Source organism: Sulfurimonas sp. HSL3-7 (assembly GCF_039645985.1).
In the GTDB taxonomy this organism is placed as follows: Bacteria; Campylobacterota; Campylobacteria; order Campylobacterales; family Sulfurimonadaceae; genus Sulfonitrofixus; species Sulfonitrofixus jiaomeiensis.
On record NZ_CP147919.1, the window covers coordinates 1,892,794 to 1,907,564 of the forward strand.

The window sequence follows — 14,771 nt, forward strand, 5'->3', positions numbered from 1 at the left end:
GTTATTGACCCAGTTTTACAGTTTCCGTACTGTTTGCAAATTTGTCGGCTAGGTATGCGGTTTCGCCTTCAGGGGTGATCACGCGGCTGCCTCCCCAAAAGCCAAGCCCGTCTTCAAACCCGACACGGTTGACAAATACGACCTCTGCCTGCATGTCAACAGCCGCTTTTTCTAAAAGCTTCTGCCATGTCGCTTCGATTGCCAGCCCCCCATCGCTGAATCCGCGTGCGGGTGATGCGGCTAAGATATAGATAATCTCCGGGTGCTCATCTTCAAGGTCTTCGAGAAGATTCACTTCCCATAAATCTTCACACACCAGCATCGCCGCCCGGCCGAACCTGGTTTTGAAGCTGCCGATACGGCTTCCCGGTCTGAAATAACGCGCCTCTTCAAACATCCCGTAGTTCGGCAGATGGACTTTGTGGTGAATATGGTTGAGCGAACCTTGGGAAAAGTAGAGAGCCGCATTATAAAAACCGTTCTCCTCCCTGATCGCCGCACCGATGACAATGTCAATAGCCAGACTGGCCTCGCGCAGTGCATCAAGTTCATCAAGCTGCCAGGCATCCTCGTGGAGTTTGTCCTGGAGCATATACCCGTTGAGGGAGAGTTCAGGAAAGACAATGATGTCAGAACGCTCAGCGGCATCTTCAATGAGTAAAAGCGCCTCTTTCAGATTGCTACGGTTAAGCCGGGGCGCATTTTGAACAATCGTCATCCCCTTTGTAAATCGGCTCATGACAGCTCTTCTACGACCTTTTGAAGTGTTTCCATATCGGAAACATTGAGAGTAGGCATATCTTTGTTAATGCGGCGGTTAAGGCCTTTAAGCACAGCGCCGTTACCAAACTCGATAGCCATGTCGACATCATCTTTGATGGCAACGATCGACTGTTTGTAAAGTACCGGACGGATAAGCTGCTCCGTCACCAGCTCCAATGCCTGCTGTTTTGTCGCATACGGTTTCGCCGTGACATTGGAGATAACCGGTGCCACGAACGGATCGTGGAGCATACGTTCAAGTTCTGCCTTCAGCGGTGCCTGGGCAGAAGCGAGTAGCGGGCAATGGCTGGCAACGGACATATTCAGAAGCAGTGCACGTTTGGCACCTGCCGCTTTAAACGTCTCTTCCATACTTGATAGATCCGGCTTCAAACCTGCGATAACCAGTTGACCGTCCTGATTGTAGTTCGCCGGCCAAACGCTTTTATTCTCTTGGTTACGCGCATCACGACAGATATTTGCAACAGACTCGTCGTCAAGTCCGACAATCGCCATCATACCTGCCTCGATTCCCTCGCAAGCCGCCTGCATAAGCGTTCCGCGCTTATGAACAAGTTCAACGGCGTCAAGGTAGTCGATCGCACCGGCAGCACACAGTGCTGAAATCTCGCCTAGAGAGTGTCCCAGCAATAGCGCCGGTTTGACATCATGCTTATGTTGAAAAAGTTTATAAGCAATAATACTTACAAGTAAAATAGCCGGCTGTGTATAGGCCGTTTGATTGATCTTCTCATTCTCTTCGAACAAAAGGGCTTTAAAATCAACGCCGATGCGTTCACCGGCTTTTTCGAACATCTCTTTTGCCATGTCTGAATTTTCATAAAATGACTTGCCCATGCCAATACTTTGACTACCCTGACCAGGGAAGATCATTGCAATTCTTTTACTCATATCTATCCTTCATGCTTAACTTTTTTTTTAAACGTAATTGTATCAACAAACACATAATAAATACGGGCTGTAGAGACATCACCACAACAAAACAGTACAAAGAGCGACAAAAATCAGTTTCTGCTTTACAAAAGCCTTCTGGCGGAACTTTTATCGATGAAATCTTATTCTAGATTATATCGCGCATGTTCTGCGATCTTTTTACGCAGGGTATTCCTGTTAAGGCCTAACTTCTCTGCAAGCTGCAACTGTGACTTGAACTGTTTCAAACCTGCACGGATAAGCGGCACTTCGTAGAGATGCAGATAGTTGCGATAATCGTTTTTAGAGCCAAGTTTGTCGCTCAGGTACTCCTCAATCACTGCCATTAATTCATTTTCATTGATATTTGTAAACGAATAATGTAAAAAAAGCTGCTTCCTCAACGAATTGGCATTTTGACTCAGGTCAAGTTCATAAGCCGGCATCTCAAAAGGCTTCTCCTCACCAAAGATCTTATTTGCTTCCTGCAAAAAAAGCTCTAGCAGCGGCTTCACATCTTCAAACCGTTCTCTGAGAGGAGGCAAGTAGATTCGTACACTGAAACTATCGTGTAAAAGTTCATTCAGGTTACTGTCATTACTCGTGACGATCACGCGTGCTTTGGAAGCAGAAATCGTATCGATCAGACGTTTAAGATTTGGTGCATTTTCGATATGCGTAATAATCAGTTCGCTATTGGTATCAACAGCTTCTAAAAGTTTTTCAAAATCATTAGCGCTAAATATAGAAGCGTTGGGAAGGATATATCGGGCAAGCGTCAGCTTGCCCGTTGCGGTCTCTCCGTAAATGAGGGCATTTACACTGAGAGTTTTTAGCAGGTTTGCTGTTTTAAATGCTTCTGTTGAAGCACGTGATGTCGCTAAAAAATTAGTGGCAACCACAGCCTGTACCACATGATCCGCCTGCTGCAGGAGCATTTTCAACAGGAACACCTGAAAGAATCTCATCTGCCGAAGCGTCACGCACGTTGTTGATAGTAACAGTAAACATTAGCTCTTTGCCCGCTAATGGGTGGTTAAAATCTACAGTTACATTTTCTTCACCGATCTCTTTGACAGTCACTTGTACCGTACCGCCATCTTCACCTTGACCGTAAAGTGTCTGACCGACCTCTAACTCGATACCGGCAAACTGCTCTTTTGGAACCTCTTGTGTCGCATCGGCATTGTACTCACCGTAAGCGTCTTGCGGCTTGACAAGGACATCGCCTTTTTCACCGATAGCCATGTTTTTAATGCCTTCCTCAAGACCAGGGATAATCTGACCTTTTCCGAAGATAAATACTAGTGGTGCGCCACCGACATTTGAATCAACAACTTGATTGCCGTCTTTTACTTCATACTCGATAGATACAACTTGATTTTCTGAAATTGCCATTTTAATTCCTCTATGGTAGGGCACTTAATGAATAAGGCCCTTGTAATTTAAACGCGATTTTAACACATTAAACTATGGATTGGCTGAATAATAGAAAGTAGCAATCGGATTAAGCACGGCAGAATGCCGTGCTAGACTGTGAAAGTGCTTCTGGGAAAGCTTATTTAAGGTTATTAAGACGTTCCTGAGACTGCATCGCTTCTGTTGAGCCAGGGTACTTTGCAATTACGGCATTGTAAAATGATTTCGCATGTTTTTTATCACCCGTCCGTTCCATCGATACAGCGGTACGAAACATCAAGATCGGCATGTACGAAGCGTTTTTGTAAAGTGATGCGCTCTCTTTATAGTGAGCGATTGCTTTGCCGTAGTCGTTTTTTGCATAGTAGATCTGACCGATCATATAGTGTGAACGTGCCGGTTTATACTTTCGGTTTACCAATTCTTTATATTCTTCAAGGGCTTGTGTATATTTTTTAGACTCGTAATGGTTTTTTGCGTTTGTCGCAAGGTCCCCGTTACTTATTTTTTTCCCGCTGCTTTTACCTGGCTTTTTTTTTAACTCGGTTGCAACCAGTTTTTTAAAAGTGTTGACATCATCGACAAGTGCGTTGTACTCTTCTTTGGTGACAAGGGAAGCGCTTTGCTGGTCGATAAGTTTACTCAGCTCTTCTATCGCTGTTTTCAGCTGCAGTACATTTTCAGTGTTCGTCGCTGTCTGCGCTTCAAGCTGCTGAAGGCGTTCTAGCGTCGACGAACCTTCATTCTCGCGAGACTTGCTCAGATCGCCCAAAGCAACACGATTCTGCTGTGATTTCATCGCGATTGCTTCAAGAACCGACTGCAGTCCGTCAACGCGTTCACGCAACGACTCTATCTCATTGTTCTGGGAACGGAGGTTGCGTTTAGTTTGTTGCAATATCTGCTTGTTCTGGAGGATCTTCTTTTCTGCCTCTGTCAAACCATACGGATTGTCACTGTCCAGGTTACCGGCTCCAAAAGCCGAAGGTTCTCCGGCTAAAAGTGACAAAGGGAGCAGTAGAAATGAAAGATGTAAGGCGAAACGCATTTATTTACGGCAGCAGTTTAAAGTCTACGCGGCGGTTTTTAGACCAGCACTCTTGTGTTTTCTCGGTACAGACCGGACTGCTTGAGCCGTAACTTACCATCGTGATACGATTTGCTTCAATACCGTCATTGATCAGCTCCTCTTTAACCGCATTCGCACGTTTCAGACCCAGTGCAAAGTTGTATTCGTCAGAACCCCATTCGTCACAGTTCCCTTCAAGTTTCAAGGTGTACTGGTCAGCAATTTTCATCGCTGCCGTATCCCCTTTTACGATTTCAACATTTGTACGCAACGTCTCTATATCTTCATCTTCCAGATTATATTTGTCAAATGCAAAATAGATAGGGACGATTTTCGCTTCAATGCTTTCGAGGGTGACGATACCGCTGTCAAGGTCGGTACTTACGATTCCTGCTTCAGTGTCCGCTGCACTACTCTCATCAACAATACTGATCTCTTCTGGCTGGCTTGTGCCTTCTGTTGTATCTTCGACGACCGGTCCTGTACCGCTACATCCTGCTAATGTCAAAATAGCTACTAAAGATCCTGTAAACAGCAGTGCTTTCATGTATATCCTTCATCTTATTCGTTGCGAAATAGTAGCCACTTCTTAATAAAAAAGAGCTAATTTTCTATGAATATCTGTGAAGCGATTATAATCCAATAACAGAAACAGAGAGTAAATTAAAAAGCCGCGTATCATCCACACCTTAAACAGAAAGCACTTGCATAGTAATCAAAAGCGGAACCCAGCGGCAGAAGACAGTATAAACTCCTGCCTTGGGGCATCTGCCGTCAACTACCAGTCGATTGACTGGATATCGCCGCCGGTAAGAGGAAAAAGATAATTTTTGTTTTGATTCAAACGGATCACGCCCACCGAACTTTGATTTTTGTATTTCTTGACAAAAAGAACCGTGCCGCCGTCTCGTGAGAAAAGCGGATATTCATTGATACCGGTCACTGTCAGTCGGCGTATAAAGTCCGTCTTGGTTGAGATCAAATGCAGATTGAAGGTGTTTTTGGAAAATGCATTTGAGCTTTCACGCGCTTTATAGACAATATAATTGTTGTGCGCACTGCAAGCCGAGTTGCTTTTACCGACGTAGACCATCTGTTCGACAGCGTCCGAGCCGATCTTTTTGGCGAAGACATTTGGATAACCAAAACGATTAGAGATGAAGGCGATCTTGTCGTCAGCAAGGTACTGGGCATTGACATCGATGCCGCTGTATCGGGTCAGCCGCTTCAGCTTCCTGTTCTGCACATCATACTCGTATATGTCAGGCTGCCCCTTTGGCGCCATAGAGAGGAGCAATCTGTTCCCATCATCGCTCACATCAGAACAGACCAGCATGCCATCCGATTTTAAGATCAGGACATCACTCTTATCATAAATACCGTATTTATGAAGTTCAGGTACGCCATTTGTCAAAGCGGTGTAGTAAAGATATTTTTTTGCTTTATCTGCCCATTTTGGAAAAATGTTCAACCCGTTTTTCTTGATTGAAAATTGATAGCTCAAAGTATAGTCTGTGATCAATATCTCTGAGACGCGGGGACCTGTAGTTCTCGAGATAACAACTTTCTCTTTCATCCAGTCGACAGGGTCGGCACCCATGAAATCATTTATTTCTGCTGCTATTGTATGGACCAGAAAAACGTACTGTCTCGGGTTTTTGATTCTGTAATCTATTGTATGCATCACCTTGTCGTTGTTTATCAGTTTGACATTGACAATCATCACACCGTTATCCTCAACGAGACGGTAGCGTACAACATAATCTATCTCTTTATGAAGGTCGGCAACATCTTCTTTCTCAAAATCGGCTGTAGCGTAATCCCGGTCGACATTAAAGATACTTAGTACATTCAAATCGCCCACCAAGACACGGAAAAAACGTTTGCTAAGACCGTCTTGATAATCACTTGATGCATCTTCCACGGCGATTGACGGCAGGGAATCAACACTTTTCCTAACTTCGATTGTTGCGTCAGACCCCCACAACATCAGTACTGAAAACAGTACTCCAATAAAAATGCGCATTACTTCTCCTCAACTGTTAATATGATCTCTAATGAGATCGATTTTCCATCCGGATTTCTAGGAAAATCAATTCTCTTCAACCGGCCATATAGCCTGTCAACCTCTTCATTAAATATGTTAGAGCCAGAAGGGACAATGACTCTATAGCCTGTAATATACCCGTTTGCATCAAGGCTGACACGTACCTTGGCACTTTCGCCTTCACTGCTGGCAGGCGGGAAGAACTTGCTTTTGACCAAGGCGTGTATTTTAGCCAAATACTCGTTAACTTCGGGTGCCGTGGAGGCTGAAGCACCGACCACTTCTATAGAGGGTTTGACAAGTTCTATCGTCTTAATCTTATCACTTGCTTTGCTGGTGTGCTTTGACTCTTTGGTCTTAATACGTTTTTCGATCGCCGCCAATCTTTTGGTATCGACCTTCTCCACTTTTTTATCAACTTTAGTGTCGGCACTTTGTGTCCAGACATCATCAAAGAGTGATGAGACATCCGTATTGACACTCTCCGGCGTTGTCTCAATCTCGTCAACGACAGGTTCTGTTTCCGGAACAACCTCCTCTTTCGGAGTCGGTTCCGGAGCCGGCTTGGCATCGTTTTTTGTCGGAATAACGACGTCCATGTTAAGAGACACAGAGATATAGTTATCTTCTTGCATAGCAAAGGTTTTAATCTCGCTTTTGTGCAGGATAACAAGGGCAAAAAGGAAAAGAACAGCAGTAAAAAGGGCGAGTGAGATAAGGCCGCTGAGATAAAAATAACGGTCATCTCTGCTGTATTGAGCCATCTATTCTCCTGCTTTTTTTTGAAAGTCTAACGAAAAGAGATTAACCACTGGTAGCGAGTGAGACTTCGGTAAATCCGGCCTGTTTCACCGCACCGAGTATAGACATGACAACGCCATATTCCAGTGACTTGTCCGCGCTGATAAGTACCGTTGCCTCTTTGTCAAGTTTTTGAGAATAAAGATAAAAATTATCAGCGAATGTCTGAAGATCGAAATTCTCTTTATTCACAACAACTTTGCCTTTTTCATCAATCGTGATGTGAACCGGGGCTTTTTGTTCAATCTGCTTTGTCGCAGAGCCCTGCGGCAATTTTATCATCTCTTCATAGATAACGGTAGGCGCGATCACCATCAAGATCGCAAGCAACACCAGCATGACGTCCACCAGCGGTGTGATATTTAATTCAGGTGATTGTTCCCACTCGAAATCGTTCATCAGGCCTCTTCAGCTTTACGGGCAAGTACAGCATCGCGCTGCATACGGATCAAGCCGTTAAGTTCATAGGCACGGCGTTTCAGAACCTGATGAAAGGTATAGGCAAAGATAGCGACAAAAATACCGCCTGCCGTCGCTATCAGAGCATCCGAAACACCGGCAGCGATCATATTCATCCCGCCGGCACCGCCGATGTCATCAAAGGTATCCAAAATAGAGACGACGGTACCGAAGAGACCAATAAAGGGAGAAGTCGAGGCGACAACAGAAAGGTATGATAGTCCTTTTGTCGACTCTTTTGTCGCTGAAAACATTCCCAAGTCAAAGATCTCACGGCTTATCTTGGAACTAGAACTGATAAACTTATAGAGATAAGCATTCGTCGTTACATTTTCGGCACCCATCAGTAACTGTTCTAGAGAAAGCGTTTCACGCTCTATCCAACTGTTAATAGTGAAAAGGCGATAGAAAAATACCCAGTTGATCAAAATAAAGTAGAGTGAGAGCAGTGCCAGCACCGCAAGGGTGACACTGTGACTTTGGGAGATAAAGTCGCTAAAGCTTTCCATAAGCGTTAGACGAGCTTGTGTGCAGCAGATTCGATCTTCGCAGAAACGGCTGCAATTGCAATGTTAGAGTCAGAAATGTCTGAAAGAAGTGTTTTCGCGTCATCAAGAGCTTTGGCAATTTCGCTTTCGGTTTCACCGCGAATCGCAACAGCACCGTCAACCAGTACTACTACTTTTGCCTCATTCACTTGAACAACACCCCAATTCACAACAATCGATTCAACATTTTTATTTTCATTCTCGATGTCAACAACACCTGCTTTCAGCAGTGTTGTCAGAGCTGCGTGATGAGGAAGAACACCAAATTCTCCCTCTTCACCAGGTAGTGTAACACTGACAGCTTTTCCGTTAAAGATCATGCCGCTTGGTGTTACAACTTCTAAATTAAGCGTTTCCATATTTAGCCCTTGTTTTAAAAAGTAGCAGCGCTACTATTTAGATTTCTCGGCTTTAGCGATAGCCTCTTTCATATCACCAACCATATAGAATGCAGATTCCGGCATGTGATCGTATTCACCCTCAAGGATTCCTTTGAAACCTTTGATAGTGTCTTCAAGGCTGACATATTTACCAGGTGCACCGGTAAATACTTCAGCAACGAAGAACGGTTGAGAAAGGAACTTCTCGATTTTACGAGCACGTTCGACAACCGCTTTATCATCTTCAGAAAGTTCATCCATACCAAGAATCGCAATGATATCCTGAAGGTCTTTGTATTTCTGTAGTGTCTGCTGAACACCGCGAGCAACTTTGTAGTGCTCTTCACCGATGATCGCAGGGTCAAGCATACGTGATGTTGAATCCAATGGATCAACCGCAGGGTAGATACCTTTTTCTGCGATCTTACGGTTAAGTACTGTCGTTGCATCAAGGTGAGCAAAAACAGATGCCGGAGCCGGATCCGTCAAGTCATCCGCAGGAACATATACGGCTTGAACAGAAGTGATCGAACCTTTAGTCGTTGACGTAATACGATCTTGAAGTGCACCCATCTCACGAGCCAATGTCGGTTGGTAACCAACAGCTGAAGGGATACGTCCAAGAAGTGCTGACATCTCTGAACCAGACTGAGCAAAACGGAAGATGTTATCGATGAACATCAATACGTCAAGACCTTTTTCGTCACGGAAGTACTCAGCCATTGTAAGACCAGTAAGTGCGATACGGTTACGTGCTCCAGGAGGCTCACTCATCTGACCGTAGCACAGTGCAACTTTGTCCAGTACGTTCGAGTCTTTCATCTCGTAATAAAGGTCATTACCTTCACGTGTACGCTCACCAACACCGGCAAATACAGAAAGACCTTCGTGACCGTGTGCAACGTTGTGGATAAGCTCCATGATGATAACTGTTTTACCAACACCCGCACCACCGAATAGACCGACTTTACCACCTTTAGCATATGGTGCAAGAAGGTCGACAACTTTGATACCTGTTTCGAACATCTCAGTCTTAGTAGACTGCTCGATGAACGGAGGTGGATCACGGTGGATTGACCATGTCGGCGCGTCAGTCACCTGCTCGCCGCCATCGATTGTTTCGCCGATAACGTTGAAGATACGACCAAGAACTTTTTCACCTACCGGTACGCTGATAGGAGCGCCAGTTGCGACTGCTTCCATACCACGAACAAGACCTTCACTCATATCCATAGCGATCGTACGGACACGACCCCCACCGATGTGTGCAGCTACTTCAAGAACAAGACGAAAATTGTTTTCACCGATTCCGCCCTTTACTTCAATTGCTTCATTGATCGCAGGAAGTTTTCCTTCGAATTCAACGTCAACAACTGGACCCATTACCTGGATAATTTTACCAACCATTGTTTCCTCCATTATTTCATTGACTCAACACCACTGATGATCTCGATCAGTTCGGTTGTAATTGCTTCTTGGCGCGCTTTGTTGTATTTAACGTTAAGCGACTTCACCATCTCTTTTGCATTGTTTGTTGCCGCATCCATTGCCTGCATACGAGCGGAGTGCTCAGCAGCAACGGAGTCGATCAACGCATAATACATGTTGTACTCGACATACTTCGTAAGAAGAGAATCAAGCATCTTTTCACTGTCTTCGGACTCGATCTCAAGTAAAGACTTGTTGACATTTTTTGTACAGTCAAGTGAATCCGTGTCTACCGGCAGTACGCGGTCAACATGAAGTTCTTGCGTAATCATGTTTTTATAACCGTTATGCACAATGTAGACGCCATCGATCTTGCCGTCTTTAAAGTCATTGATAGACGTTGTGATAAACTCAGCTGCACGTCCCATATCCGGGGCAGAACTGAGGTTATTAACAGCATCAAGAAGTTCGACTTCGTTGTATTTGTAATACTCGATACCTTTCTTACCAACACCGCGTATACGAACTTTGACTTTTTGCTCTTTAAACTCTTTCATCAGTTTGTTGACGGCTTTAATTGTTTGTATATTAAAGCCACCACACAGACCTTTGTCCGCTGTTACAAATACTATATCGACCATCTTAGGAGTTTCGATCTTTTCGAAACAACGGTTATCGATACCACCCATCTTCGTGCATTCAATCTGAAATGCAATCTCTTGGATCATCTCATTTGTTTTGTCAGCGAAAAGACGAGAGCGCTTGGCTAGCTCCTCTGCTCGGCGAAGCTTCGCAGTCGAGACAAGCTTCATAGCGCGCGTCGTCTTCTGCGTGCTACTTACACTGCTTATCTGTCTTTTAATATCTTTTAAGTTGGCCATAATGGTCCTTCTTATTCAGCGATAAAAGATGCTTTAAATTCTTCAAGCGCTTTTTTCATCAAAGCATTAGTTTCGTCATCGATTTTTGATGTACTTCTAATGTTTTCGAAGATTTGTGGGTAAGACGCTTCAATAAACGGATAAAGCTCAGCCTCAAACTTAGTGACACTTGTATGTGGCATATCATCAAGGAAACCTTCGTTACCTGCGAAGATGATCATTGCCTGCTGCGCAGCTGACAATGGTGAGTACTGAGGCTGCTTAAGAACCTCTACCATTCTCTGCCCACGCTCAAGCTGCTTGCGAGAAAGCTCGTCAAGGTCAGATGCGAACTGAGCGAATGCCTGAAGTTCACGATACTGAGCAAGGTCAAGACGCAATGTACCGGCAACTTGTTTCGTTGCTTTGATCTGTGCCGCACCACCAACACGGGATACCGAAAGACCAACGTTGATCGCAGGACGGATACCTGAGTTGAACAAATCAGTTTCAAGGAAGATCTGACCATCAGTGATAGAGATAACGTTTGTCGGGATGTATGCTGCAACATCACCTGCAAGTGTCTCAATAATAGGAAGTGCTGTTAGTGAACCTGCACCTTCTTCGTCGTTCAGTTTTGCTGCACGCTCAAGAAGACGAGAGTGTAGGTAGAAAACATCACCAGGGTATGCTTCGCGGCCCGGAGGACGGCGAAGAATCAGTGACATTTCACGGTATGCTACGGCATGCTTGGAAAGATCATCATAAACGATTAGACCGTGACGTGCGTTATCGCGGAAATACTCACCCATTGTTACACCAGTATACGGTGCAAGGAATTGAAGGGCTGCTGACTCAGCGGCAGTCGCAGTAACAACGATTGTGTACTCCATTGCACCGTGCTCTTCAAGGCGGCGAACGACTTGTGCAACAGTCGACTCTTTTTGACCGACTGCAACGTACACACAGACAACACCGTTACCTTTTTGGTTAATGATGGCATCGATAGCTACAGTTGTTTTACCTGTCTGGCGGTCACCGATGATAAGCTCACGTTGACCACGGCCGATCGGTACAAGTGCATCGATCGCTTTGATACCTGTTGCAAGTGGTTCATGTACCGATTTACGCTCCATGATACCAGGCGCTTTCTCTTCAACCAAACGCATTTCAGTTGCTTCGATCGGGCCTTTGCCGTCAACAGGTTCACCAAGTGCATTAACAACACGGCCAAGAAGAGCATCACCAACTGGTACACTAAGAAGTTTGCCAAGGCGCTTAACGCTCATACCTTCACGAAGCTGAGAGCTCTTACCTAGAAGAACAACACCGACGCTGCTCTCTTCCAAGTTAAGTACCAGGCCTCTTGTTCCGTCTTCGAACTCGACCATCTCACCAGCCATAACATTGTTCATGCCGTAGACTTGTGCAACACCATCCGCGTATGAGATGATTTTACCCGTTTCGTTAATATCAACACTTAGTTCAAAGTTATCAATACGCTCTTTAATTATTGAACTGATTTCATCAGCTTGAATTTTAGCTACCACTTTGTTTGCCTCCTATTAGATTGCTTTTAAGATATGTTCTATAAGTTGTGCATTAACACGAGATTTTGAAAAGTTGATTTCCATATCCAGGTCAGATACTTCTACCTTAAGACCATCATAATCACTTTTAACAAAATCAAGCACAACAGTTGCATCGACTTTTTTACCAAGACCAGCACTTAGCTCTTGCAGGGTCTTAGCATCGATCTCTTCATTGCTGTAAACAACACCGCTGTAGTTTTTCGAACTGCGCGCGATCTCCTTGCGCATCTCTTCAGCCATTGCAGGAATGATATTGATACGACCGTTTTCCACTAAGAGTTTCATGAAATTGTTCAATTTCTCGCTGCCTGCCGATTTTACAGCATCAAGCAGGATGGATTCTTTATCCGATTTTGCAACATCCGGATTTTCCATAATTTGACGAAACTTCACATTTTCAAAATTAGCAGCGATTGCATTAAACAGATCAGCAATATTTGCCAATGATTCAGTACCTGTTGCCTCACCCAATGCTTTTACATAGCGTTTTGCGATTAACTCTTGCATTTACGCCACCTTCTTCATCAGAATGCCAGCCATAGCTTCTTTATCAAGTGAAGCACTCTCTTGGACCAGAACATCTTCCATGATCTCGTCTACAAGTTCACGAACCATTTTACGCTGTTCCAGTGCCATAAGTGCAGCACTCTGCTTTTGCAGGTTCTCGATATCTGCATCACACTGCTTGAGGATCTTCTCATTCAAGATCTTACCCTCTTTAGAAGCCGCTTTCATGATTTCTTCAGCTAAGTTTGTGGCTTCGCTGATCTTCGCTTCGGCAACTTCTTTGGCCTGTTTCGACTCACGGAGTCTGTCTTGCACCTTTTGCAGTTCATCAGCAATGCTCTTTGAACGACCACCGAAGTAGTTTTTCACAGGCTCTGCTAACAGATACCATAGGATACCTGCAAAGATAACGAAGTTAACGGTGCGCTGTACAATGTCTGTACCTGCGTCAGCTGCATGCTCAGTAGCAAACAGTGATGCACTCACAAACAATAAAGGTAAAAGAATTTTACTCACATCGTTTCCTTATATTTGACTAAACTTAGCTTTAACTGCTTCTTTAAAAAGAGGCAATTGGGACAAGAGTGAACTTTTCAGATCCTCACGGCTTTCCGCCAGAGACTTTTCAAATTCAGCTTTGTCTTTCGCTAATTCAGCACGTTTTGCTTCAATTTTGCTTTCTGCAAGTTCTTTTGCTTCAGCAATCACTTTCTCTCTTAATGCCGCGGCTTCCAACTTCGCTTCATTTACAATACTCTGTGCCTGTGCTGTCAACGCTGCGATCTCGGCATCGTTGTTGCCAACTTTGTCAAGATCGTTTTTGATACTAGCATCACGCTCATTCATGTAATTGAATAGAGGTTTAAAAAGCAAACTGTTTAGAACGGCTATAAGGACAAGGAAGACAACGATCGTGATGCTCAGTAGCAACGGATTTATATCTAACATACCACCTCCTAAAAGTTGCGAGATTATACAACGCAGTAGTTAAAGTAATAGTTAAAGATAGAAAAGAATATGAAAAAAAGAAGAAAAATTACACAATATGAAGAAAACAAGCGTTCAATCGTAACATTTTAAGAACGTACGAACAGCGTCTTTTTGGGAAGGTGACGGCGGTTATAGCCGGTTTATGAGTTTTGCAATCGCTTCTTCGCTGTCAAAGGAAATAGTGATCTCATTGGATTTTGTTTTTACTTTAAACCCCAGATCTTTGAAACGGTCCGCCAGTCCCGTAAGGTCAAAACTCTCTTTTTTCGCTTTTACTGGTGCGGCAGGTGAACTGTTTTTCATTGATTTTGCCATCGTCTCAATGTCACGGACACTCAGTTTTTGACCAACGATTGAAGCAACCATTGTTGCCTGTTCTTTATCACTGAGACCGACCAGAACCTTGGCGTGACCAGCTGTTATTTTGCCCTCTTTCAATGCTGCCAGTGTTTTTTTTGACAGTTGCAGTAGACGCAGCGTATTGGTGATATGTGCGCGGGATTTATGGACCATAGAGGAGAGCTCATCATGCGTAATGCCGTGCACTTCCAAAAGTTCACCGTACGCATGGGCCAGATCGACCACATTGAGCTCATCACGCTGGATATTCTCAATAAGCGCCTGCTGACGCATCTTCTCTTCGTCAATATGTGCGATCACTGCACGAATAGTCTTGAGTTTTGCGATCTTGCTTGCACGCAGACGACGCTCACCTGCCACCAGGATATAGCCGTCAATATCTTCAACCACAACAATCGGCTGAATAAGACCGTATGTTTTGATAGAATCGGCAAGCTCTGCTAAAGAGTGCTCATCAAAATGTTTACGCGGCTGGTAAGGGTTGGCTTTGATCTGCGAGAGTGGAAGTTCCACTACCGAATCGGAACTCGGCATTTCACTTTCATACGCTTCTTCGATCTCTCCCAGCAGTTCGCCCAGACCACGTCCTAAAGATTTTGCTTTGCTTTTTCCCACA

18 protein-coding genes are annotated in these 14,771 nt (G+C 44.4%); all 18 read right to left on the reverse strand.

Annotated elements, in window-relative coordinates:
- Nucleotide 1: 1 nt before the first annotated feature.
- Entirely contained in the window at nt 2-739 is a 738-nt protein-coding gene (locus tag WCY20_RS09525; RefSeq protein WP_345974653.1) for a nitrilase-related carbon-nitrogen hydrolase, read from the reverse strand.
- Nucleotides 736-1,674 (reverse strand): ACP S-malonyltransferase, encoded by a 939-nt coding sequence (gene fabD / locus WCY20_RS09530; RefSeq protein ID WP_345974655.1) that lies wholly within the window; start codon nt 1,672-1,674, stop codon nt 736-738. The genes WCY20_RS09525 and fabD overlap by 4 nt, the downstream gene beginning before the upstream one ends.
- Nucleotides 1,675-1,838: 164 nt before the next feature.
- Nucleotides 1,839-2,633, reverse strand: a complete 795-nt coding sequence (locus tag WCY20_RS09535; protein ID WP_345978247.1) for a helix-turn-helix domain-containing protein — start codon at nt 2,631-2,633, stop codon at nt 1,839-1,841.
- Entirely contained in the window at nt 2,584-3,093 is a 510-nt protein-coding gene (locus tag WCY20_RS09540) for a peptidylprolyl isomerase (RefSeq protein WP_345974657.1), read from the reverse strand. Before WCY20_RS09540 ends, WCY20_RS09535 begins: the two co-directional genes overlap by 50 nt.
- 160 nt (nt 3,094-3,253) lie before the next feature.
- Nucleotides 3,254-4,162, reverse strand: a complete 909-nt coding sequence (locus WCY20_RS09545; protein ID WP_345974658.1) for a tetratricopeptide repeat protein — start codon at nt 4,160-4,162, stop codon at nt 3,254-3,256.
- 4 nt (nt 4,163-4,166) lie between these two features.
- On the reverse strand, nt 4,167-4,730 hold the full coding sequence (locus WCY20_RS09550; protein ID WP_345974659.1) for an OmpA family protein: 564 nt from the start codon (nt 4,728-4,730) through the stop codon (nt 4,167-4,169).
- A gap of 231 nt (nt 4,731-4,961) precedes the next feature.
- Nucleotides 4,962-6,209: a Tol-Pal system protein TolB gene (gene tolB, locus WCY20_RS09555; RefSeq protein WP_345974660.1), complete on the reverse strand. Its 1,248-nt coding sequence runs from the start codon at nt 6,207-6,209 to the stop codon at nt 4,962-4,964.
- Complete coding sequence (locus WCY20_RS09560) at nt 6,209-6,994, reverse strand: TonB C-terminal domain-containing protein (protein WP_345974661.1); 786 nt, start codon at nt 6,992-6,994, stop codon at nt 6,209-6,211. The genes tolB and WCY20_RS09560 overlap by 1 nt, the downstream gene beginning before the upstream one ends.
- A 40-nt stretch (nt 6,995-7,034) precedes the next feature.
- Entirely contained in the window at nt 7,035-7,430 is a 396-nt protein-coding gene (locus WCY20_RS09565) for a biopolymer transporter ExbD (protein ID WP_345974662.1), read from the reverse strand.
- Nucleotides 7,430-7,999: a MotA/TolQ/ExbB proton channel family protein gene (locus tag WCY20_RS09570; RefSeq protein ID WP_345974664.1), complete on the reverse strand. Its 570-nt coding sequence runs from the start codon at nt 7,997-7,999 to the stop codon at nt 7,430-7,432. Before WCY20_RS09570 ends, WCY20_RS09565 begins: the two co-directional genes overlap by 1 nt.
- A 5-nt stretch (nt 8,000-8,004) precedes the next feature.
- Nucleotides 8,005-8,397, reverse strand: coding sequence for an ATP synthase F1 subunit epsilon (gene atpC, locus WCY20_RS09575; protein ID WP_345974666.1), 393 nt, complete (start codon nt 8,395-8,397; stop codon nt 8,005-8,007).
- 33 nt (nt 8,398-8,430) lie between these two features.
- The gene (atpD, locus tag WCY20_RS09580) at nt 8,431-9,825 is read right to left on the reverse strand and encodes a F0F1 ATP synthase subunit beta (RefSeq protein ID WP_345974667.1); all 1,395 of its coding nucleotides are present in this window, start codon (nt 9,823-9,825) and stop codon (nt 8,431-8,433) included.
- Nucleotides 9,826-9,836: 11 nt separating this feature from the next.
- Complete coding sequence (gene atpG / locus WCY20_RS09585) at nt 9,837-10,727, reverse strand: ATP synthase F1 subunit gamma (protein WP_345974668.1); 891 nt, start codon at nt 10,725-10,727, stop codon at nt 9,837-9,839.
- Between the two features lie 11 nt (nt 10,728-10,738).
- On the reverse strand, nt 10,739-12,256 hold the full coding sequence (gene atpA / locus WCY20_RS09590; protein WP_345974670.1) for a F0F1 ATP synthase subunit alpha: 1,518 nt from the start codon (nt 12,254-12,256) through the stop codon (nt 10,739-10,741).
- A gap of 15 nt (nt 12,257-12,271) precedes the next feature.
- Nucleotides 12,272-12,805, reverse strand: coding sequence for a F0F1 ATP synthase subunit delta (locus tag WCY20_RS09595; protein WP_345974672.1), 534 nt, complete (start codon nt 12,803-12,805; stop codon nt 12,272-12,274).
- On the reverse strand, nt 12,806-13,321 hold the full coding sequence (locus WCY20_RS09600) for a F0F1 ATP synthase subunit B (protein ID WP_345974674.1): 516 nt from the start codon (nt 13,319-13,321) through the stop codon (nt 12,806-12,808).
- Between the two features lie 9 nt (nt 13,322-13,330).
- Nucleotides 13,331-13,753 carry a FoF1 ATP synthase subunit B' gene (locus WCY20_RS09605; protein WP_345974675.1) on the reverse strand — a complete coding sequence of 141 codons (423 nt, stop codon included), beginning with the start codon at nt 13,751-13,753 and terminating at the stop codon, nt 13,331-13,333.
- A gap of 171 nt (nt 13,754-13,924) precedes the next feature.
- Complete coding sequence (locus tag WCY20_RS09610; RefSeq protein WP_345974677.1) at nt 13,925-14,770, reverse strand: ParB/RepB/Spo0J family partition protein; 846 nt, start codon at nt 14,768-14,770, stop codon at nt 13,925-13,927.
- Nucleotide 14,771 lies beyond the last annotated feature (1 nt).